13 protein-coding genes and 2 tRNA genes are annotated in these 21748 nt (G+C 64.2%); 10 read left to right on the plus strand and 5 right to left on the minus strand.

From position 1 onward, the window contains the following. The first annotated feature begins 39 nt into the window (after positions 1 to 39). The 7 genes from clpP (at position 40) to NCS02_RS07240 (ending at position 7722) form a co-directional block, all read left to right on the plus strand. Positions 40 to 693 carry an ATP-dependent Clp endopeptidase proteolytic subunit ClpP gene (gene clpP, locus NCS02_RS07210; protein ID WP_008349755.1) on the plus strand — a complete coding sequence of 218 codons (654 nt, stop codon included), beginning with the start codon at positions 40 to 42 and terminating at the stop codon, positions 691 to 693. A gap of 173 nt (positions 694 to 866) precedes the next feature. Then, complete coding sequence (gene clpX, locus NCS02_RS07215; RefSeq protein WP_008349753.1) at positions 867 to 2138, plus strand: ATP-dependent Clp protease ATP-binding subunit ClpX; 1272 nt, start codon at positions 867 to 869, stop codon at positions 2136 to 2138. Between the two features lie 186 nt (positions 2139 to 2324). Beyond that, on the plus strand, positions 2325 to 4748 hold the full coding sequence (gene lon, locus NCS02_RS07220; protein WP_008349749.1) for an endopeptidase La: 2424 nt from the start codon (positions 2325 to 2327) through the stop codon (positions 4746 to 4748). 210 nt (positions 4749 to 4958) lie between these two features. After that, positions 4959 to 5291, plus strand: a complete 333-nt coding sequence (locus NCS02_RS07225) for an HU family DNA-binding protein (protein WP_279613068.1) — start codon at positions 4959 to 4961, stop codon at positions 5289 to 5291. A gap of 76 nt (positions 5292 to 5367) precedes the next feature. After that, positions 5368 to 5443, plus strand: a tRNA-Val gene (locus NCS02_RS07230). 25 nt (positions 5444 to 5468) lie between these two features. Beyond that, positions 5469 to 5545, plus strand: a tRNA-Asp gene (locus tag NCS02_RS07235). A 254-nt stretch (positions 5546 to 5799) separates the two neighbouring features. Next, on the plus strand, positions 5800 to 7722 hold the full coding sequence (locus NCS02_RS07240) for a SurA N-terminal domain-containing protein (protein WP_250519444.1): 1923 nt from the start codon (positions 5800 to 5802) through the stop codon (positions 7720 to 7722). Between the two features lie 90 nt (positions 7723 to 7812). Here NCS02_RS07240 and NCS02_RS07245 read toward each other — a convergent pair whose 3' ends face one another. Together NCS02_RS07245 and NCS02_RS07250 are read right to left on the minus strand one after the other, a co-directional pair. Then, positions 7813 to 8154, minus strand: coding sequence for a hypothetical protein (locus NCS02_RS07245; RefSeq protein WP_250519445.1), 342 nt, complete (start codon positions 8152 to 8154; stop codon positions 7813 to 7815). 125 nt (positions 8155 to 8279) lie between these two features. Further along, entirely contained in the window at positions 8280 to 8951 is a 672-nt protein-coding gene (locus NCS02_RS07250; protein WP_280519316.1) for an arylesterase, read from the minus strand. Here NCS02_RS07250 and NCS02_RS07255 point away from each other — a divergent pair. Then, entirely contained in the window at positions 8950 to 9651 is a 702-nt protein-coding gene (locus tag NCS02_RS07255; RefSeq protein WP_244808072.1) for an ABC transporter ATP-binding protein, read from the plus strand. The two genes, NCS02_RS07250 and NCS02_RS07255, sit on opposite strands and share 2 nt — an antisense overlap. A gap of 50 nt (positions 9652 to 9701) precedes the next feature. Here NCS02_RS07255 and pgi read toward each other — a convergent pair whose 3' ends face one another. From pgi to NCS02_RS07270, 3 genes are all read right to left on the minus strand, one after another. Continuing rightward, positions 9702 to 11336: a glucose-6-phosphate isomerase gene (gene pgi / locus NCS02_RS07260; RefSeq protein ID WP_008349724.1), complete on the minus strand. Its 1635-nt coding sequence runs from the start codon at positions 11334 to 11336 to the stop codon at positions 9702 to 9704. A gap of 203 nt (positions 11337 to 11539) precedes the next feature. Then, positions 11540 to 13102 carry an NAD(P)H-hydrate dehydratase gene (locus NCS02_RS07265; protein ID WP_250519446.1) on the minus strand — a complete coding sequence of 521 codons (1563 nt, stop codon included), beginning with the start codon at positions 13100 to 13102 and terminating at the stop codon, positions 11540 to 11542. 67 nt (positions 13103 to 13169) lie between these two features. Beyond that, positions 13170 to 14462, minus strand: coding sequence for an FAD-dependent oxidoreductase (locus tag NCS02_RS07270; RefSeq protein WP_008349720.1), 1293 nt, complete (start codon positions 14460 to 14462; stop codon positions 13170 to 13172). Between the two features lie 456 nt (positions 14463 to 14918). Between NCS02_RS07270 and purL the strand changes: the two genes are divergently transcribed. Together purL and NCS02_RS07280 are read left to right on the plus strand one after the other, a co-directional pair. Further along, on the plus strand, positions 14919 to 18956 hold the full coding sequence (purL, locus tag NCS02_RS07275; protein WP_008349718.1) for a phosphoribosylformylglycinamidine synthase: 4038 nt from the start codon (positions 14919 to 14921) through the stop codon (positions 18954 to 18956). 224 nt (positions 18957 to 19180) lie between these two features. Further along, complete coding sequence (locus tag NCS02_RS07280) at positions 19181 to 21637, plus strand: family 20 glycosylhydrolase (protein WP_250519448.1); 2457 nt, start codon at positions 19181 to 19183, stop codon at positions 21635 to 21637. Positions 21638 to 21748 lie beyond the last annotated feature (111 nt).

The raw sequence follows: 21748 nt of genomic DNA on the forward strand, positions 1-21748 counted from the left end.
TTTGTCGTTCAGTACCCTTATTCCGAACAAGGAAATTGCATGACCTTTCGCGCTGAATTGCTCGACACGTTGGCGTCCCACGCACCGCGGGATTTCGAAGCCCAGGCGCTCGGCCTCGTTCCGATGGTCGTGGAAACGAGCGGCCGCGGCGAGCGTGCCTATGACATTTACTCGCGTCTCCTCAAGGAGCGCGTGGTGTTTCTCGTCGGTGAAGTGAACGACCAGTCGGCGAATCTCGTCGTCGCACAGTTGTTGTTCCTCGAAAGCGAGAACCCGGACAAGGACATCAGCCTGTACATCAACAGTCCTGGCGGCTCGGTCTCGGCCGGCATGGCGATTTACGACACCATGCAGTTCGTGAAGCCGGACGTTTCGACGCTGTGCATGGGCCTCGCCGCAAGCATGGGCGCATTCCTGCTGGCGGCCGGCGCGAAGGGCAAGCGCGTCGCGCTGCCGAACGCGCGCGTGATGATCCACCAGCCGCTCGGCGGCGCACGCGGCCAGGCGTCGGACATCGAGATCCAGGCACGGGAAATCCTGTATCTGAAGGAACGTTTGAATCAGTTGCTGTCGCATCACACGGGTCAGCCGGTCGAGCGCATCGCGCGCGACACGGATCGCGACAACTTCATGTCGGGCGACGACGCGCAGGCTTACGGCCTCGTCGACCAGGTGCTTCACAAGCGTCCCTGAGGCGTCCGGAGCGGCGCCGCGCCGGCGCTCGGAGACGAAGCCGGCGAAGCGTGCGAAGTCGCGCATTGGGCGCCACGCCAAAACGCGCTCCGGCGGTCCTCGCGGGTGCGAATCTGCGTCGCGGAATCGAAGCGCGTATCATGTAACAAGAGTGTCCGGAGGCTTACACATTTATGGCGGACAAAAAAGGTTCCAGTAGCGAAAAGCTGCTGTATTGCTCGTTCTGCGGCAAGAGCCAGCATGAGGTGAAGAAGCTCATCGCTGGGCCGTCGGTGTTCATCTGCGATGAATGCATCGACCTGTGCAACGAGATCATTCGCGACGAGGCAGCCGGTGCGGCGGAGGAGGCCGGGCTGACCAAGTCCGACCTGCCGAGCCCGCAGGAAATCAGCGATATCCTCAATCAGTACGTGATCGGCCAGGAACGCGCGAAGAAAATTCTCGCGGTGGCCGTGTACAACCATTACAAGCGGCTCAAGCATCTCGACAAGAAGGACGACATCGAGCTGTCGAAGAGCAACATTCTCTTGATCGGGCCGACCGGCTCGGGCAAGACGCTGCTCGCGCAGACATTGGCGCGCATGCTGAATGTGCCGTTCGTGATCGCCGATGCAACGACGCTGACCGAAGCCGGCTATGTCGGCGAGGACGTCGAGAACATCATTCAGAAGCTGCTGCAGAATTGCAATTACGAAGTCGACAAGGCGCAGCGCGGAATCGTGTACATCGACGAGATCGACAAGATCAGCCGCAAGTCGGACAACCCGTCGATTACGCGCGACGTGTCGGGCGAGGGCGTGCAGCAGGCGTTGCTGAAGCTGATCGAAGGCACGATGGCGTCGGTGCCGCCGCAAGGCGGACGCAAGCATCCGAATCAGGATTTCATCCAGGTCGATACGACCAACATCCTGTTCGTCTGCGGCGGCGCGTTCGACGGACTGGAAAAGGTCATCACGGATCGCACAGAGAAGACCGGCATCGGTTTCGGCGCGAGCGTGAAGAGCAAGCAGGATCGCGACGCGGGCGAAGTGCTGCGCGAAGTCGAGCCGGAAGACCTGATCAAGTTCGGCCTGATTCCGGAGCTGATCGGCCGTCTGCCCGTCGTGGCGACGCTCGGCAAGCTCGATGAAGCCGCGCTGGTGAAGATCCTGATCGAGCCGAAGAACGCGCTCGTGAAGCAGTATCACAAGCTCTTCGCAATGGAGCGCGTCGAACTGGAAATCCGTCCGGCGGCGCTTCAGGCCATCGCGCAGAAGGCCATTCGCCGCAAGACCGGCGCGCGCGGGCTGCGTTCGATTCTGGAACAGGCGTTGCTCGACGTAATGTACGAACTGCCGACCATGAAGGGCGTTTCGAAGGTGATCGTCGACGACAACACGATCGACGGAGACGGCAAGCCGCTGCTCATCTACGAAGACGCACCGAAAGTAGCAGGATCGAACTGAAGCAGGCTGTGTGTCGGCGAAAGGCCGTTCATGGCGACGTGAACGGCCTTTTATTTTTGTCGGTTTATCTTGTGGACGTTACTGACGCGATCTTTGACTAACGACTTTTCCCTTCCGATAAAGGCTTGCAATAGCTCTGACCGGCCTTATTTACGACTGAACTGATTCCACTAATGGGGAAATGAAATGTCAGGAACCCAACTCCTCCCGCAGGAACGCATTACGCTGCCGCTGCTCCCGCTGCGCGACGTAGTCGTTTTCCCGCATATGGTGATTCCGCTCTTCGTCGGGCGGCCCAAGTCGATCAAGGCACTCGAAGCCGCGATGGAAGGCGGCAAGCACATCATGCTCGTCGCCCAGAAAACGGCGGCGAAGGACGAGCCGACCGAAAAGGACATGTATGAAGTAGGGTGTGTCGCCAACATCCTGCAAATGCTGAAACTGCCCGACGGCACGGTGAAAGTGCTCGTCGAAGGCCTGCAGCGCGCGAAAACGCTGTCGATCGAAGAGCAGGAAACGCAATTTTCCTGCGATGTGATGCCGCTCGAGCCGGATCACGCCGATAGCGCCGAAACCGAAGCGCTGCGCCGCGCGATCGTGTCGCAGTTCGATCAGTACGTGAAGCTCAACAAGAAGATTCCGCCGGAGATCCTGACGTCGCTGTCGGGCATCGACGAGGCGGGTCGTCTTGCCGACACTATCGCCGCGCATCTGCCGCTCAAGCTGGATCAAAAGCAGCACATCCTCGAGATGTTCCCTGTGATCGAGCGTCTGGAGCATCTGCTCGCCCAGCTCGAAGCCGAAATCGACATTCTTCAGGTCGAGAAGCGCATCCGTGGCCGCGTAAAGCGTCAGATGGAAAAGAGCCAGCGCGAGTACTACCTGAACGAGCAGGTCAAGGCGATCCAGAAGGAACTGGGCGAAGGTGAAGAGGGCGCGGATCTCGAAGAACTCGAGAAGCGCATCGCCGCCGCGCGCATGCCGAAGGAAGCCAAGAAGAAGGCCGACGCCGAGCTGAAAAAGCTCAAGCTGATGTCGCCGATGTCCGCGGAAGCGACTGTCGTGCGCAACTACATCGACACGCTGATCGGCTTGCCATGGCGCAAGAAGAGCAAGGTCAACAACGACCTTTCGAATGCCGAGCGCGTGCTCGACGAAGACCATTTCGGTCTCGAAAAGGTCAAGGAACGCATTCTCGAGTACCTCGCGGTGCAACAACGCGTCGAGAAGGTGAAGGCACCGATTCTGTGCCTGGTCGGGCCTCCGGGCGTCGGCAAGACCTCGCTCGGGCAGTCCATCGCTCGCGCGACGAACCGCAAGTTCGTGCGTATGGCGCTCGGCGGCGTGCATGACGAATCCGAAATTCGCGGCCACCGTCGCACGTATATCGGTTCGATGCCCGGCAAGATTTTGCAGAGCCTCACGAAGGTCGGCGTGCGCAATCCGCTTTTCCTGCTCGACGAAGTCGACAAGATGGGCATGGATTTCCGCGGCGATCCGGCATCCGCGCTGCTCGAAGTGCTCGATCCGGAACAGAACCATACGTTCGCGGACCACTACATCGAAGTGGACTTCGACCTGTCCGACGTGATGTTCGTGGCGACGTCGAACTCGCTGAACATTCCGCCGCCGCTGCTCGACCGGATGGAAGTCATCCGCCTGTCGGGTTACACGGAAGACGAGAAGGTCAGCATCGCGACGCGTTACCTGTTGCCGAAGCAGAAGCGCAACAACGGCCTGAAGGACGGCGAGATCGACGTCACGGAACAAGCGATCCGCGACATCATTCGCTACTACACGCGTGAAGCGGGCGTGCGTTCGCTCGAGCGTGAAGTGTCGAAGATCTGCCGCAAGGTCGTGAAGATGCTGCTGCTCAAGAAGGCGGAAGGCGCCGTGAAGGTCGACGGCTCCAACCTCGACACCTTCCTCGGCGTGCGCAAGTACGACTTCGGTCTGGCCGCGAAGGAAAACCAGATCGGTCAGGTGACGGGTCTCGCGTGGACGGAAGTGGGCGGCGATCTGCTGACGATCGAAGCAGCGGTGATGCCCGGCAAGGGCGGCGTGATCCGCACGGGTTCGCTCGGCGACGTGATGAAGGAATCCGTCGAAGCGGCGCGCTCGGTCGTGCGTTCACGTTCGCGCCGGCTTGGCATCACGGACGAGTCGTTCGAGAAGAAGGACATCCACATCCACGTGCCGGAAGGCGCGACGCCGAAGGACGGTCCGTCCGCCGGTATCGCTATGACCACGGCGCTGGTGTCGGTGCTGACCGGCATTCCGGTTCGCGCGGATGTCGCGATGACGGGCGAAATCACGCTGCGCGGCGAAGTGCTGCCGATCGGCGGATTGAAGGAGAAGCTGCTGGCAGCGCATCGCGGCGGCATCAAGCTCGTGCTGATTCCTGAAGAAAACACGAAGGATCTGGCCGACATCCCCGACAACGTGAAGAACGCCATCGAGATCGTGCCGGTTCGCTGGATCGATCGGGTGCTGGAACTGGCGCTCGAACGTGCGCCGGAGTCGTTGCCCGAAGACGAAGCGAAGGCAACGCCCGTCGCAGCCGAACAGCAGAAGGACACGCCAGCAACGGGCGAAGTCGTGAAGCACTGAACGCTTGTCGCGGCACGGTTTTAACGCCGCGTTGCGTGAGCGAGGCTAAAAACCCGCGGGCAACCACCCGCGGGTTTTCTTTTTGCGCGCGGCTTTTCGAAGAGAACTTCTAAAACGCCCGAAGGCCGCGCCGAATAAGGCTCAACCCCGGTTGACACGTGTCTTTCGGCTAAGTTAAATGGGCGCCGCATCCAATCTTATCGAGATGCCATCCGCTTCGATGCCGGACCACATCGATTAAAACGTGCCAATACTGATTCGGGGATCACAATGAACAAGACGGAATTGATCGACCATATCGCGCAGCAAGCCGATATCTCCAAGGCCGCCGCCGGCCGCGCGCTCGATGCGGTCATCGGCGGCGTGAGCGCGACGCTGAAGAAGGGCGGCACCGTGACGCTCGTCGGCTTCGGCACGTTTGCCGTCGGCAAGCGCACCGCGCGCACGGGGCGCAATCCGCGCACGGGCGATGAGATCAAGATCAAGGCCGCGAAAGTGCCGAAATTTCGCCCTGGCAAAGCGCTGAAGGATGCGCTAAACTAGCGGACTCGCTGGATACGGACCTTCGTAAAACGAAGTCTGAATCCAGCAGCAGCGCAAACCGAGTGAATTGCGGACCGGGTGCTTAGCTCAGTTGGTAGAGCGGCGCCCTTACAAGGCGTAGGTCGGGAGTTCGAGCCTCTCAGCACCCACCAGGTCACAGTTCATTGCGCGCTACCCGGAGCGGTAGTTCAGTCGGTTAGAATACCGGCCTGTCACGCCGGGGGTCGCGGGTTCGAGTCCCGTCCGCTCCGCCAGATTCGACAAAAAATCCCGTAAGCTTCACGGCTTGCGGGATTTTTGTTTTGGCGCGTGCTCGTTAAGAATGCTAATCATTGCTTCGCATCATTGAATGCTTGCTGGACGCAAACTTTCAACTGAAACATCGCCCGTTACGAAAAGGGGACGCGAGAATTTCACATCGGGCGGTGCAAATCCCGCCCGCCTTTCGCCTTTTCCTCGTCCACTGTTGTAATATCGAGCGTTTTGTTATAACCACGCAGCGCTACGCATGCTCGACTTCTTCCGTAATCACCAGCGCCTGATGATGGCTCTGCTGATCCTGATCATCGTGCCCGGTCTGGGCATGGTCGGGATTCAGGGCTTCAGCAACTATTTCGACGAAAGTTCCTACGTCGCCAGCGTGAATGGCCACAAGATCACGCGCGCCGAATTCGACAGCGCTTTCCGCCAGCAGGTGGACCGCGCCCGCTCGATGCTCGGTTCCCAATTCGACGCCAAGATGTTCGACACGCCCGAAGCGCGCGCCGCGATGGTCGATAGTCTCGTGCAGCAACGCGCGATGGCCGACGAAACGCAGCGTCTGCATTTGACCGCCTCCGACGACGCCGTGCGCCGGGCGCTGCTGAACGATCCGGTGATCTCGTCGCTCAAGAAGCCCGACGGCAGCATCGACCTCGATCGCTACAAGCAACTGCTCGCGATGCAGGGCATGACGCCCGCGCAGTACGACGAGCGCATGCGCTACACGATCGCGACCGGACAGATTCCGGGCAGCATTCAAGGCACGGCGTTCACGTCGAAGTCGCTCGCGCAAAGCCTGACCGAACTCGCGGAACAGAAGCGCTCGGTGCAGGGTCTGTCGCTGCGCGCGGCCGACTACACCGCGAAGGTCCAGCCGACCGACGCGCAACTCACCGCCTACTACGAAGCGCATCGCAACGATTTCGCGACGCCCGAAACCGCCACGATCCAGTATCTGCTGCTGTCGCCGTCGACGATCGCGGCCGCATCGAAGCCGAGCGACGCCGATCTCAAGAAGTACTACGACGACAACATCCAGCGCTATCGCACCGAAGCGCAAGTGCGCGCGAGCCACATTCTCGTGAACGCACCGAAGGACGCGAGCGCGGCCGACAAGGCGAAGGCCAAGCAGAAGGCCGAAGACCTGCTCGCGCAAGCCAAGGCGCATCCGGATCAGTTCGCGCAAATCGCGCAGAAGAACTCCGACGATCCCGGCTCTGCAGGCAAGGGCGGCGATCTCGGCTACTTCGCGCGCGGTCAGATCGCGGGCGGCAAGGCTTTCGACGACGCCGCATTCGGCCTGAAGAGGGGCGAAGTCAGCAATATCGTCGAGTCGGATTTTGGCTATCACATCATTCAGGCGACCGACGTGAAGCCTTCCGTCACGAAGCCGTTCGACGAAGTGAAGGACTCGATCGCGAAGGATTACGCGGCTCAACAGGGCACGAAGGGTTTCGCCGACGACGCGCAAGGCTTCACCGATCTCGTCTACGAGAAGGCCAAGTCGCTGCAGCCGGCCGCGGACAAGTACAAGCTGACTGTGCAGAGCGCAACGGTCGGTCCGAAGCCGAATCCGCAATTGCCGCAAGACAATCCGCTCAACAATCCGAAGTTCCTCGCGGCCGTGTTCGCGCCGGATGCCGTGAAGGACCGCAACAACACGCAGGCAATCGACGTCGGCAACAACACGCTGATCGCCGCGCGCGTCACCGACTACAAGGCCTCGACCGTTCCCGCGTTCGACGTCGTGAAGGACGACGTGCGCAAGAAGGTCGTCGCGGAAATGGCTGCGGCGATGGCGAAGAAGGAAGGCGAGGCGAAGCTCGCGGATCTGCAGAAGTCGAAGTCGACCGACGGCTTCACGTCGCCTATCACCGTCTCGCGCAATGATACGCAAGGCTTGCCGCCCGTCGCGTTGAGCGCGATCTTCAAGGCGGATGGATCGAAGCTGCCGTCGTATGTCGGCGTCGATCTCGGTGCGGAAGGCTACGCGATTTATCGTGTGAACGGCATCGAGAAGGCCGCGCCGGTCGCCGCCGATCGTCTCGCCGGCGCACAGCAGCAAGTCGCGCAGGTCTACGCGCAGGCCGACATGGAGGCGTACCTCAACTCGCTGAAGGCTCGCTCGAAGGTCAAGCTGAGCCAGGCGCCGGCACCATCGTCGAACTGATCGGCGCTGACATCATCGAAAAGCCCCGCTTCCGAAAGAAAGCGGGGCTTTTTTGCTTTGCTACGCCGCTACGAGACGGCAGCAGGATGCTTACAGGCAAGCCTGAATATCGCCGGTTGCCTGACTGCCGGCAGCGCCCGAGGCGCGGAAACCGACCCACGTACCGGAGCCCGAGCGCGCTGGCTGCACCACCGCGGCGGCGCCATTCGGCGGCTGCTCGCCGGGCACATAGACGTCGACGCCCTGATTGTTGGCGAGCGTGTTCTGCGACACGACCTGCTGCTGTGACTTTTCGGCCCACTTTTGCGCGATGCACTGCGCGACGACATTGGGCGCCTGCTTGCTCATGCCGACTTGTTGCACGTTGGCGGGCGGCTGTGCTGCACAAGCCGAGAGCGCGACGGCCAGGCCGAGGAGAGGGATAAGTTTCACGTGACCTCCTTGTAGAGTCGCTCACGAGACGAGCGGGTTATAAGAGTTACGCGAAAGTCTCAGATATCTGAATCGTGGCCGTGTTCCGCGTTGGTTCTGCAAGAGCTGTCGCGGCCAGCGTCGTCCTAATGCGACGCACTGGCGCCCAGCAAGGGTTTCAAGGTTGGCCAGACGTTTTCCAACAGCAAAGGCTGGGCCTGCACCGTCGGATGAATCTGGTCCGCCTGGAACATGGCGGGCTTGTCAGCGATGCCGGCAAGCAGGAACGGCACGAGCGGCACGTTCTTCTCCTTCGCGATGCGCTCATAGACGGCGTGGAACTTTTGCGTATAGTCCGGGCCGTAATTGGGCGGGACGTACATGCCGATGAGTAAAACCTTCGCATGCGCCGCCTGCGAGGCATCGACGATGCTGCGCAGATTCGTCTCCGTCGTCGCGAGCGGCACGCCGCGCAGCGCATCGTTCGCGCCGAGTTCGACGATCACGACCGCGGGCTTCAGGCGAGAAAGCACCGCGGTCAATCGTGCGCGCCCGCCGCTCGTGGTGTCCCCGCTGATGCTCGAATTGGCGACGCTATAATCGAAACGCTCCTTCGCAAGCTTGTCGCGCAAGAGGTTGACCCAGCCGGTGTCGCGCGGCAGGCCGTATTCGGCCGACAGGCTGTCGCCCAGCACGACGATCGCGGGCTTCGGTTGCGCTGCGGCTTGCGCATCGGCGGCATGCGCTGTCGCCGAACATGCCGCCATCAACAGGATCGCCGGCACGAGGCCGCGCAAGTTAATTTTCAGAGTGTCCATGCAAAACAATATCGAGCCGGTCATCGAAGTTCGGGGGTTAAGCAAGCGAGTGAAGGACGCAACGGGCGAGCTCACGATTCTCGATCAGATCGATCTGTCGATCGCGAAGGGCAGCAGCGTCGCGATCGTCGGTGCATCGGGCTCGGGCAAGTCGACATTGCTCGGCCTGCTCGCCGGATTGGACAGCGCGAGCGAGGGCTCGGTTCGTCTGCTCGGCAAGGAGCTGTCGACCCTGAACGAAGACGAACGGGCCGCGCTCAGAAGCGGCGCGGTCGGCTTCGTGTTTCAGTCGTTCCAGTTGATGCCGCATCTGACCGCGCTCGAAAACGTGATGCTGCCGCTCGAACTGCGCGCCGAGATGCCGCACGGCGAGATCGCGGCGCGCGCCCGCTCGCTTCTCGATCAGGTCGGTCTCGCGCAGCGCACGGGCCACTATCCGAAGCTGCTTTCCGGCGGCGAACAGCAGCGCGTCGCGCTCGCGCGTGCCTTCGTCACGCATCCGGCCGTGCTCTTCGCCGACGAACCCACGGGCAGCCTCGATGCCGCCACGGGCTACGCGATCATCGACCTGATGTTCGAGATGAACCGCCGCAACGGCGCGACGCTCGTGCTCGTCACGCACGACGCCGAACTCGCCGAGCGCTGCGACGCGACGGTGACGATCGAAGCGGGGCGGCTCGTCAACGGCATCGGCGTATAAAAAAACCCGCGACGCCGAAGCGCCGCGGGCCACCTTCTTCAACGCGCGCTTCAGCGCTTCAAAGCCTCGCGCGCACGCGCGATCAACGCGGATGTCGACGAATCGTGCTTGGCCGGATCGGCGCTCGCGGCGGTGATATCGGCCTCGACGACCTTGCCGAGAATCTTGCCGAGCTCCACGCCCCACTGATCGAACGAGTTGATGTCCCACACCGTGCCCTGCACCAGCACCTTGTGCTCGTAGAGCGCGATGAGCGCGCCGAGCGACTGGGGCGTGAGCGCGTCGAGCATGATGGTCGTCGTCGGACGGTTGCCGGGGAAGCTCAGATGCGTCGCCAGTTCCTCCTTGCCCGGACCCGCGACCTTCTTCGCTTCTTCGAGCGTGCGGCCGAGCATGAGCGCCTCGCTCTGCGCGAAGCAGTTGGCGAGCAGCTTCGCGTGATGATCGACGAGCGGATGCTCCGGCGTCAGCACGGCGATGAAGTCGATTGGAATGATCGTCGGCCCTTGATGCAGCATCTGGAAGAACGCGTGCTGGCCGTTCGTGCCAGGCTCGCCCCAGATCACGGCGGCGGTCGGGTAATCGACCATCTTGCCGTCGAGACGCGCCGACTTGCCGTTGCTCTCCATTTCGAGCTGCTGGAGATACGAAGGCAGATAGTGCAGCGCCTGCGAATACGGCGCGACGAGATCGCTCTGCGAACCGAAGAAATTGCGATACCAGATGCCGATCATGCCCATCAGCACCGGCAGGTTCTTGTCGAGCGGCGCGGTGCGGAAGTGCTCGTCCATCGCGGCCGCGCCTTGCAGCAGCGCGTCGAAATTCTGCGGACCCACCGACAGCATGATCGACAGCCCCACCGCCGACCACAGCGAGTAGCGTCCGCCGACCCAGTCCCACATCTCGAAGACGTTTTCCTTCGCGATGCCGAACTTGACCACTTCAGCCGGATTCGCCGACACGCCGACGAAATGCTTCGCGAGCTGATCTTCGGGGCAGCCGGACTTCAGGAACCAGTCGCGCATCGAATGCGCGTTCGTCATCGTTTCGAGCGTCGTGAAGGTCTTTGAGACGACGATCGCGAGCGTTTCTTCGGCGTCGACTTGCTGAAGGACGTTCCAGAGATCCGCGCCGTCGACATTCGATACGAAATGCGTGTCCAGATCCTTCGACGCCAGATGATGCAGCGCGTGCACGACCATCTTCGGCCCGAGATCCGATCCGCCGATGCCGATATTCACAACATGGCGAATGCGCTTGCCGGTATAGCCCGTCCACGAGCCGTCGCGAACCTTGTCGGCGAAGGCGGCCATCTTGGCCTTTTCCTTCTGCACCTGTTCGTGGAAGGGCGCATCCGGCGACTGCGCGCGCAGCGCGGTATGCAGCACGGCGCGATGTTCGGTGATGTTGACGATATCGCCACGGAACATCGCGTCGCGGCGTTCGGTGACTTTGGCCTGCCGCGCGACTTCGACGAGCAGCTTGAGCGTTTCGTCCTTCACGCGGTTCTTCGAAAAGTCGATGGCGAGGCCGCCGCCCGCGAAAGTGAGACGCTCGGCGCGCGTCGGTGCGGTGTCGTTCTGCGGCGCGAACCAGTCGCGCAGGCGCTCGCCGGAGATGGCATCGTAATGCGTCTGGAGCGCCGACCAGGCAGGAAGCGAGTTGAGCATCGAGTTTTGGGTCATGAGCGGTCCGTTAGTCTGAAGGTGACAGAGGAATACGTTCGTGCGATTGCGGCTCGCCTGCCTGTGCGTCGTGTCTGGTGAACGCGACTGAAGCAGATGTGAGCGGCCGCGGTTGCCCGAATCAAAAAAGAGTATAGCGACGATGCATGAACGGATGCTTGCAAAGCGTCACGGCGGCCTTGCAATGGAACGCGCGAAAACCGTCAGTTGCGCGCGTGCTCCGCGTAAAAGCGGCGGTTGATGAGACTTCGCACGACGGGCGCGAGTTCTCCGGCAGTCAATCCGGCCGGGCCGATGCCGCCGTCGCTGAGCGTCTGCGCGGCGAGGCCGTGCAGCCAGACGCCCGCGAGCGCCGCTTCGTATGCAGGGAGCTTCTGCGCGAGCAATGCTCCGATCAATCCGCCGAGCACGTCGCCGGTGCCGCCCGTGGCGAGTCCCGCGTTGCCGGTCGGATTGACGGCGACGCGGCCATCGGGCGAGGCGATCACGGTGCCGGAGCCCTTGAGCACCGCAATGGCCGCATAGCGCGCGGCGAGCTGGCGCGCGGCCGCGATGCGATCGGCCTGAACCGTTTTCGCGTCGGTTTGCAACAGACGCGCGGCTTCCAGCGGATGCGGCGTGAGGATGCACGGATCGCCCTGCGCGCCGCGCGCCGCGACGGCGGAGGCGAGCGCGTCGTCTTTCGCGATGAGATTGAGCGCGTCGGCATCGAGCAATTTCGGGACATCGAGCTTCAGCGCGTCGGTCAGCACCGTTTTGGCGCGCTCGCTCGGGCCCATGCCGCAGCCGATGGCGAGCGCGTCCATCCTGTCGAGCGCGAGGTCATCGACGTGATGCAGCATCAGCTCGGGATGCGGCGGATCGTAAGGCGGAAAGCCTTCGCCAAGAAACGCGACGTGCACCTTGCCCGCGCCGCCGTAGAGCGCCATGCGCGCGGCGAGAACCGGCGCGCCGCACATGCCGGTATCGCCGCCGACCACCGCGAGCGAGCCGAACGTGCCTTTGTGGGTCGCGTTGTCGCGTGGCGGCATGCATGCGCCGAATAGCGCGGGCGCGTTGAGCACGATCGACGGCGCCGCGCTCGCATCGACTTCCAGCGTCGAAACGAAAAGGCGTCCCGTCAGATCGCGGCCCAGCGACGTGAAATGCCCCGGCTTCGCGCCGATGAAGGTGATCGTGTCCGTTGCGCGCACGGCTTCGCCGCCGTTCACGGGCGCGCCGGTGTCGCTGTTCAGGCCGCTCGGGACGTCGAGCGCGAGCACGCGCCCCGACGCGCGCGCGCGGCGCGTCATGCGCGCGGCGATTTCCGCGAACACGCCTTCGAGCGGCCGCGTGAGACCGATGCCGAACATGCCGTCGACGAGCCAGCCGACGCCGTCGAACGAGGCGGGCGGCTTGTCGTCGATCGAGACGCCGGCCGCGCGCGCCGCGTCGAGCGCCCAGCGCGCGTCGTCGGGCTTCACTTCGACCGGCATGCACACGCGCACCGGAATGCCCGCGCGATGCAGGCGCTCGGCCATCACCAGCGCGTCGCCTCCGTTGTTGCCGGGGCCGGCCGCGAGCCACACCGGCAACGCACGCGAATCCGGATCGTGCTCCAGCGCATCGATGACGCATTGCGCGGCGGCCGCGCCCGCGCGCGCCATCAGCGTATGCGGCGGCAGCGCGGCGGCTGCGCGCGCTTCGAGCGTGCGCAGCTCGGCGAGCGTCAGAAGCGTGAGCGGATCGTCTTTGGGAGTGAAATAGGGCGAGCGGGCAGCGGTCATGGCGGCGGGCGGGAAAGCGCTTTGGAAACCCGGCGTCCGCAGCATTCGTGCCCGTCGCAGCGCGCTGCTAGAAGCGTTCGGGGCTCAGCGCGGCAAGGGTATCGGCGGGAACATCGGGCGTAACGCCGGAAACGAGATCCGCGATCACTTTAGCAGACCCGCACGCGAGGCCCCAGCCCGCCGGGCCGTGCGCGGCGTTCACGAAAAGCCGCGGATGGCGCGTCGCGCCGACGAGCGGCAGGCCGTCGGCGGTCACGAGGCGCAGCCCTTCCCACGCGCGCGCAGCGGAGACGCGCGCCGCGCCCGGAATCCAGTCGTGCGTGCCTTGGCCGAGCAGATCGAGCGCGCGGCGCGAGAGCGAGGCGTCGAGCGGCTTGTCGGCCTTGGACGCGCTCTGGAACACGCCCGCGCCGCCCACGCGCAGCCGCTGGTTGATGCGCGTCATCGTGATGCGCTTGATCGAATCGACGACCGTCAGATGCGGCGCGCGCTCCTCGTACGCGACGGGCGCGGTGAGCGTATGCACGCGCAGCGGAAAGAGCGACGACGCCGACTTGGAGCCGCCGATGAGCCCCGGCGTGCCCGTGCCCGCCGCGACGACGATGGCGTCCGCCGTGATGAGCTCGACATCGGCGCTGCGCTTTTTGCCTTCGTGGGGACCGGCGAGCTGGACGGCCGCGCGGCCATCGTCCAGACGCAGCGACGCCACCGCGCGATGCATGCGGAACTGCACGCCGCCGTCTTCGAGCACCTGCTTCAGTTGCTTGGTGAAGAGCGGACAGTTCGCGGTGCGCTCGTCGGGCAGCAGCACGCCGCCCGCGAATTCCGGGAAATCCGGCACGGAAGGCTCGATGGCGACGCATTCCTCGGGCGTCAGCAGTTGATGCGCAACGCCGCAACTTCTGAGCAGATCGATGGCCGGCTGCGCGTCTTCGAGCTCGCGCGGCTGCCTGAAGACGTGCAGCACGCCGCGGCGCTGCTCGAAATCGAGTTCCAGCCGGCTTTCGATGTCCGCGAGCACGCGCCGCGACACATCGACGAGCGGCTGCAGATGCGCGTACTGCGCCGCGAACGCCTCGGGATCGCGCAGCGTCGCGAGCTGCTTCAGAAAATCGCGCGCGGCCGAGTCGAAGCCGGTCTTGACCACCATGCCGCTTTGCTTCGAGCGGCTCGACGCCATGAACGTCGGCCCGAACCAGACATCGAGCGGCGAGGGCAGCAGCGCGCCGCCCTGGCCGTAGGTGGCGCCTTGCGCGACGGTCGCGTGGCGCTCGACCACGCACACGCGATGACCGGCCGCATGTAATTGACAGGCGGTGGCGATGCCGGCGATTCCTCCGCCGATGACGATGACATCCATGACTTTTTGTGCCCGAAGGCGCGAGATTGCAGTGCGGCGTGACGCTCGGGCACGGACGCCCGGCTGCTGCGTTGACGGTGAAACGACAGGCTGGCGGCGTGATTCGGCACGCGCCGTACCCGGAGAAAGCGCGCCATGATAGCGCCAAAATCGTTTGCGGGGGACGGCGAGCCGGGCGCTCATGTGGCCCGCGGCACGCTCGATCCCCGATGGCCGGCCCGGCGCGGACAATTTCGGGATGCGCGACGATCCGTTTCGCGTCGCCGCTGCACCGTGGCGCGCCACGCGGACGGACCGCCCCGGCCGATTTCGAGACGCTTCCGGGTTATAATCGCGGTCTTCCTTTCGCCTCACGCCGTTTAGCGTGCTCGAGTCCGAATTTGCGAATATCCGGTTTGCAAAAAGCGATCGAGCGTCGCGCGAGCGGCACACAGACGTCATCGACGCACCGTCACAATGGCCCACTTCTCGTGTTTCCCCGGCGCTTCGGCCCTCTCCGATTTCCGTCAGACCCGCCTTCTCGAAACGCTCGCCCGCATCGACGCGAACATCGTCGGCGTGCGCGGCCAGTTCCTGCATTTCGTCAACGCGTCCGAGCCGCTCACCGACGATGACAACAGCCGCATCGCCGCGCTGATGCACTACGGCGCGCCGTTCGCGGACTCGAAAGAGCGCGGTCATGTCGAGACGTTCATGGTCGTGCCGCGCTTCGGCACGGTCTCGCCGTGGGCGAGCAAGGCGACCGACATCGCGCATCACTGCGGCCTCGAGAAAGTGCGTCGCATCGAGCGCGGCGTCGAATTCTCGGTCGTCATGAAAAGCGGCTTCCTCGGCGGCAAGAAGGCGCTGTCGGACGAAGCGCGCGCGGCCGTCGCGGATGCGCTGCACGACCGCATGACGGAAAGCGTCGCGGCATCGCGCGACCAGGCGCTGCATCTCTTCGACGAACTGCCCGCGAAGCCTTTGCAGACCGTCGACATCATCGGCACGGGCCGCCGTGCGCTCGAGGCCGCGAACGCCGAGCTCGGCCTCGCGCTCGCGGAAGACGAGATCGACTATCTCGTGAACGCGTTCGAGAGCCTGAAGCGCAATCCGACCGACGTCGAACTGATGATGTTCGCGCAGGCCAACAGCGAGCATTGCCGCCACAAGATCTTCAATGGCGAATGGACCATCGACGGCGAAAAGCAGGACATGTCGCTGTTCCAGATGATCCGCAACACGGAAAAGCTGAATCACGCGGGCACGATCGTCGCGTATTCGGACAATTCGGCGATCATGGAGGGCGGCGTCGCGGAACGCTGGTTCCCGCGCGGCGCCGACGAGCAGTATCGGCGCAACGTGGAATTGACCCACACGCTGATGAAGGTCGAAACGCACAATCACCCGACCGCGATTTCCCCGTTCGCGGGCGCGGCGACGGGCTCGGGCGGCGAAATCCGCGATGAAGGCGCGACGGGCCGCGGCGCGCGTCCGAAGGCCGGTCTCGCGGGCTTCACCGTGTCGAACCTCGATCTGCCCGACGCGCGCGAAAAGTGGGAAAACGACCGCGACGCCGCCGTGCCGCTCACGCAACGCAATCCGTCCGACGAGCACGCGCCGTATGGCCGCCCGGACCGCATCGCGTCGCCGCTGCAGATCATGATCGACGGCCCGATCGGCGCTGCCGCGTTCAACAACGAATTCGGCCGCCCGAACCTCGGCGGCTATTTCCGCACCTACGAGCAGAACGTCGCGGGCCGCGTGCGCGGCTATCACAAGCCGATCATGATCGCGGGCGGCATCGGCAATATTTCGGATCAGCACACGCACAAGCTCGACCTGCCGGCCGGCACGCTCTTGATCCAGATCGGCGGGCCGGGCATGCGTATCGGCATGGGCGGTGGCGCGGCATCGTCGATGGCGACGGGCGCGAACACCGCCGAACTCGATTTCGACTCGGTCCAGCGCGGCAATCCGGAAATCCAGCGGCGCGCGCAGGAAGTCATCAATACGTGCTGGCAGTTGGGCGAGGGCAATCCGATCCTGTCGATCCACGACGTCGGCGCGGGCGGCATCTCGAACGCGTTCCCGGAGCTCGTCGATGGCGCGGGCAAGGGCGCGCGCTTCGAGTTGCGCAAGGTTCAGCTCGAGGAAAGCGGTCTGTCGCCGCGCGAAATCTGGTCGAACGAGGCGCAAGAGCGTTACGTGCTGGCGATTTCGCCCGCCGATCTGCCCGCGTTCCAGGCGATTTGCGAGCGCGAACGCTGCCCGGTGGCGGTCGTCGGCGTGGCGACGGACGAACGTCAGCTGAAGCTGATCGACGACGCCAACGAAGGCCAGGAACCCGTCGACATGCCGATGGACGTGCTGCTCGGCAAGCCGCCCAAGATGCATCGCGATGTGAAGCGTGAGAATGCGCAATTCACGCCCGTCGACGTGACGGGTCTGTCGCTGTCCGAAGTCGCTGTCGACGTGCTCAAGCATCCGACGGTCGCGAGCAAGTCGTTCCTCATCACGATCGGCGACCGTTCGGTCGGCGGCACGACCGCGCGCGACCAGTTCGTCGGTCCGTGGCAGGTGCCCGTCGCCGATTGCGCGATCACGACGATGGATTACGCGGGCTTTCGCGGCGAAGCGATGACGATGGCCGAGCGCACGCCGCTCGCCGTCATCGACGCGCCCGCGTCCGGCCGCATGGCAGTGGGCGAGGCGGTGACGAACATCGCGTCCGCGCCGATCGAATCGCTCAACAAGCTGAAGCTCTCCGCGAACTGGATGGCCGCGTGCGGCAGCGCCGGCGAAGACGCCGCGCTCTACGACACCGTTAAGGCGATCGGCATGGAACTGTGCCCGGCGCTCGGCATCAGCATTCCCGTCGGCAAGGATTCGCTGTCCATGCGCACCAAGTGGCAGGACGCACGCGGCGGCGCGCGCGAAGTGGTGTCGCCGGTGTCGCTCATCATCTCGGCGTTCGCGCCGGTCGAGGACGTGCGCCGGCATCTCACGCCGCAACTCGTCGACGATACCGACACGGTGCTGATCTCGATCGATCTCGGGCGTGGCCGCAACCGCATGGGCGGCAGCATTCTCGCGCAGGTCACGCAGCAGGTCGGCGACGCAGTGCCCGATGTCGACGATCCCGAAGACCTCAAGCGCTTCTTCGCGGCGATCCAGGCTTTGAATGCCGATGGCAAGCTGCTTGCCTATCACGACCGCTCGGACGGCGGCCTGTGGGCGACGGTCTGCGAAATGGCGTTCGCGGGGCATGTGGGCGTGTCGCTGAACATCGACATGCTGACGCTCGACGCCGATCACGAATCCGATTACGGCGACGCCAAAGACTGGGCCAAGCAGACGAGCGGCCGCCGCGACGACCGCACGATCCGCGCGCTGTTCTCGGAAGAGCTCGGCGCGGTCGTGCAGGTGCGCGCATCGGATCGCGACGCGGTGCTCGGCGCGCTGCGCGAACACGGTTTGTCGGCGTGCTCGCATGTGATCGGCAAGCCGAACCGGAGCGGCGCGGTCGAAATCTATCGCGACGCGAAGAAGATTTTCGATGCGCCGCGCGTCGAGTTGCATCGCGCGTGGAGCGAAGTGAGCTGGCGCATCGCGCGTCTGCGCGACAACCCGGCCTGCGCCGACGCCGAATACGACGCGCTGCTCGACGCCGCCGATCCTGGCATCGCGCCGGTGCTCACCTTCGATCCGGCGGAAGACGTCGCTGCGCCGTTCATCGCGACGGGCAAGCGTCCGCGTGTCGCGATCCTGCGTGAACAGGGCGTGAACTCGCATCTGGAAACGGCATACGCATTCGATCGCGCCGGCTTCGATGCACACGACGTCCACATGAGCGACCTGCTCGAAGGGCGCGCCACGCTCGCCGATTTCGCGGGCGCGGTCGCGTGCGGCGGCTTCTCGTACGGCGACGTGCTCGGCGCGGGCGAGGGCTGGGCGAAGACGATCCGCTTCAACGCGAAGCTCGCCGACATGTTCGCGGCGTTCTTCGCGCGTCCGGATACCTTCGCGCTCGGCATCTGCAACGGCTGCCAGATGATGTCGAGCCTCGCGTCGATCATCCCGGGCGCGGAAAGCTGGCCGAAGTTCACGCGCAACAAGTCGGAGCAGTTCGAGGCGCGTTTCTCGCTCGTCGAAGTGCAGAATTCGCCGTCGATCTTCTTCGCGGGCATGGAAGGCTCGCGCATTCCGGTGGCGGTCGCGCACGGCGAAGGTTTCGCTGACTTTTCGCAGCAAGGCGATCCGGCGCAGGCGCTCGTCGCGATGCGATACGTCGATCATCGCGGCAATGCGACGGAGCAGTATCCGTTCAATCCGAACGGATCGCCGCAGGGCATTACGTCCGTGACGACGCCCGATGGCCGCTTCACCGTGCTGATGCCGCACATGGAACGCGTGCATCGCAACGTGCAGATGAGCTGGACGCCCGACGACTGGACCACCGACGGCAGCCCGTGGCTGCGCGTGTTCCAGAACGCGCGACGCTTCCTCGGCTAATCGCGCATCGTCGCATGGCTGGACCGAACACCCCGAAGCTGACGCTTCGGGGTGTTTTTATTTTTGAGCCCGTTCCATAACACTGCCTTCCGGCAAATATCCCAAAATAATCAACGCGTAAGTTGCGGGTATAGTGCTTCGGCGCGTCGCGAGGCGCGTTCGACCACGGAGGAGAAATGAGGCAGTTGCCATCAAAATATTTAGGTATACGGAATTTATTGGCGATGACGATCATCGCGTCGTCGTGTCTCGTCGCGGCGTGCGGCGACAGCTCGGATTCGGGTTCGGCCAATCTCTCGCCGACGGCGCGCGCGGCGGCGCTCGGCGAGAACCTGATGGTGCGCGTGGACATCGACGGCAACGATGCCGCGAAGTCCGGCACGAACTGCGCCGATCTCGGCGCCGACTGGGCCAGTTGCGCGCGCGGCAAGCTGATTCTCGAAAACACCGGCAGCCGCAGTCTCCCGGCAGGCGGCTGGACGTTGTACGTGCACAGCATCCGGCGCATTTTGATGGTGGAACATCCGGCGTTCGCGTGGAAGCACGTCACCGGCGATCTCTACGCGCTGACGCCGCGCGCGGGCGCTTTCACGCTCGGCGCGGGCGAGCGCATCGAAGTGCCGTTCGTCGGGGAGTACTGGTATCAGCGCTACAGCGATCTGTTGCCGCGCGCGTATGTCGTGGCGGACGGCAATGCGGCGCCTGCCATCCTCAAGCACAACGATACCGACGATGAAACCCGCTACGTCGATCGCATTCCGCCGATCGCGGACGACGCAGCGGCATTCGCCGCAACGCCCGCGCAAGTGCAACGCGCACGCGCCGAAGCCGCGTTGCCATCGGCGCAGCAGACCGCCGCGCGCGCGGTGCCGGCGGTGCTGCGTTCGACGGCGGGTGAGGGCGCGACGCAGGTCGGCGGAATCGATTTGTCGGCGTCCGGTTTGACATCGTCGCAAGTGGCGGCGCTCACGTCGCGCGCGGCGACGCTCGGTCTGACTGGCGCGGCCGTGCGCGTGAGCGGGCAGATCGCCGGAGGCGCATTGCCGGCCGATATCGCGCGCGCGGGCGGTTATCGGCTGACGATCGCGCAAGACGGCGTGAAGATCGACGCCTTCGATGCGGGCGGGCTGTTCTACGGCGTGCAGACCTTGCTCTCGCTTACGCCCGCGGGCGGCGGCAGCGTGCCGGCGATGACCATCGAAGACGCGCCGCGATACACGCATCGCGGCATGCACGTCGACGTCGCGCGCAACTTCCGTCAGCCCGCCACGTTGCGCCGTCTGATCGACCAGATGAGCGCATACAAGCTCAACCGGCTACACCTGCATCTCACCGACGATGAAGGCTGGCGCATCGAAATCCCCGGTCTGCCGGAGCTGACCGAAATCGGTGCGAAGCGTTGCCACGATCTCACGGAAACGCAGTGCCTGTTGCCGCAGCTCGGCTCCGGTCCCGACAATCGCTCGGGCGGCGGCTATCTGAGCCGCGCCGAATATGTCGCGCTGCTTCGTTATGCGGCGGATCGCTTCGTCGAGATCATTCCGGAAATCGACATGCCGGGCCACGCGCGCGCCGCGGTCGTGTCGATGGAAGCGCGTTACCAGCGTCTTGCGGCGCTCGGCAACAAGGCGGCCGCGAACGCGTACCGTCTGCTCGATCCGGCCGATACATCGAACACGACGACCGTCCAGTTCTACGACCGCCGCAGTTTCCTGAATCCGTGCTCGGACGGTGCGCAGCGTTTCGCATCGAAGGTGATCGGCGAAGTCGCGTCGATGCATCGCGAAGCGGGCGCGCCGCTTTCCGTGTGGCACTTCGGCGGCGACGAGGCTAAGAACATCCTTCTCGGCGGCGGTTTCCAGCCGCTCGACGGCACCGATCCCGGCAAGGGCCGCGTGAACCTCGCGTTGCAGGACAAGCCGTGGGGACGCTCGCCGCAGTGCGCGGCGATGATCGCGTCGGGCAAGGTTGCATCCGTCGACGAACTGCCGTCGATCTTCGCGCGCCAGGTCAGCCAGATCGTGCGCGCGAACGGCATCGGCACGATGGCCGCGTGGCAGGACGGCATCAAGCACGCGAACGGTCCGCAGGATTTCGCGACGTCGAACGTGATGGTGACGATGTGGGACACGATCTTCTGGGGCGCGTCCGACACCGTGCAGACGCTCGGCAGTCAGGGCTACAAGACGGTGCTCGCGCTGCCGGATTATCTGTACTTCGACTTCCCCTATGCCTTCGATCAGCGCGAGCGCGGGTATTACTGGGGCTCGCACGCGACGGACAGCTTCAAGACGTTCTCGCTCGCGCCTGACAATCTGCCGCAGAACGCGGAGATCATGCCCGATCGCGACGGCAAACCGTTCGAAGTGACGAGCGCTGGACCGGCGCCGCGTATCGAAGGCATTCAGGGACAAGCCTGGGCGGAAGTGATGCGTACGGATCAGCAGTTCGAGTACATGGCGTATCCGCGCTTGCTTGCGCTTGCGGAACGCGCGTGGCATCGGGCCGCGTGGGAACGTCCTTACGTGCAGGGCGAGCGCTACAAGCTCGGCGACACCGACAAGGTCGACAAGGCCGCGCTCGCAGCGGACTGGGCGGGCTTCATGAGCGTGGTGCAGAACCGCGAAATGGCGAAGCTGACGCGCTCGGGCGCGGTGGTCAGGACGAAGCTGGGCGGTTGACGGCGCATGAAACGGCAAAGCCGCCCGAAGGGCGTAATGCCGTTCAGTTAGCGCTGAACGGCATTTTTGTTTGTGGAGCGAGAAGTGGTTGTAAACGGAGCGCCGGGCTGT

It is taken from the genome of Caballeronia sp. NCF2, assembly GCF_023631205.1.
GTDB lineage: Bacteria > Pseudomonadota > Gammaproteobacteria > Burkholderiales > Burkholderiaceae > Caballeronia > Caballeronia zhejiangensis.

Bases quoted from the DNA above. Each gene is read 5' to 3' on its own strand.
- clpP (WP_008349755.1), top strand. From the start codon at position 40: ATGACCTTTCGCGCTGAATTGCTCGACACGTTGGCGTCCCACGCACCG.
- clpX (WP_008349753.1), top strand. From the start codon at position 867: ATGGCGGACAAAAAAGGTTCCAGTAGCGAAAAGCTGCTGTATTGCTCG.
- lon (WP_008349749.1), top strand. From the start codon at position 2,325: ATGTCAGGAACCCAACTCCTCCCGCAGGAACGCATTACGCTGCCGCTG.
- NCS02_RS07240 (WP_250519444.1), top strand. From the start codon at position 5,800: ATGCTCGACTTCTTCCGTAATCACCAGCGCCTGATGATGGCTCTGCTG.
- NCS02_RS07255 (WP_244808072.1), top strand. From the start codon at position 8,950: ATGCAAAACAATATCGAGCCGGTCATCGAAGTTCGGGGGTTAAGCAAG.
- NCS02_RS07250 (WP_280519316.1), bottom strand. From the start codon at position 8,951: ATGGACACTCTGAAAATTAACTTGCGCGGCCTCGTGCCGGCGATCCTG.
- pgi (WP_008349724.1), bottom strand. From the start codon at position 11,336: ATGACCCAAAACTCGATGCTCAACTCGCTTCCTGCCTGGTCGGCGCTC.
- NCS02_RS07265 (WP_250519446.1), bottom strand. From the start codon at position 13,102: ATGACCGCTGCCCGCTCGCCCTATTTCACTCCCAAAGACGATCCGCTC.
- NCS02_RS07270 (WP_008349720.1), bottom strand. From the start codon at position 14,462: ATGGATGTCATCGTCATCGGCGGAGGAATCGCCGGCATCGCCACCGCC.
- purL (WP_008349718.1), top strand. From the start codon at position 14,919: ATGGCCCACTTCTCGTGTTTCCCCGGCGCTTCGGCCCTCTCCGATTTC.
- NCS02_RS07280 (WP_250519448.1), top strand. From the start codon at position 19,181: ATGACGATCATCGCGTCGTCGTGTCTCGTCGCGGCGTGCGGCGACAGC.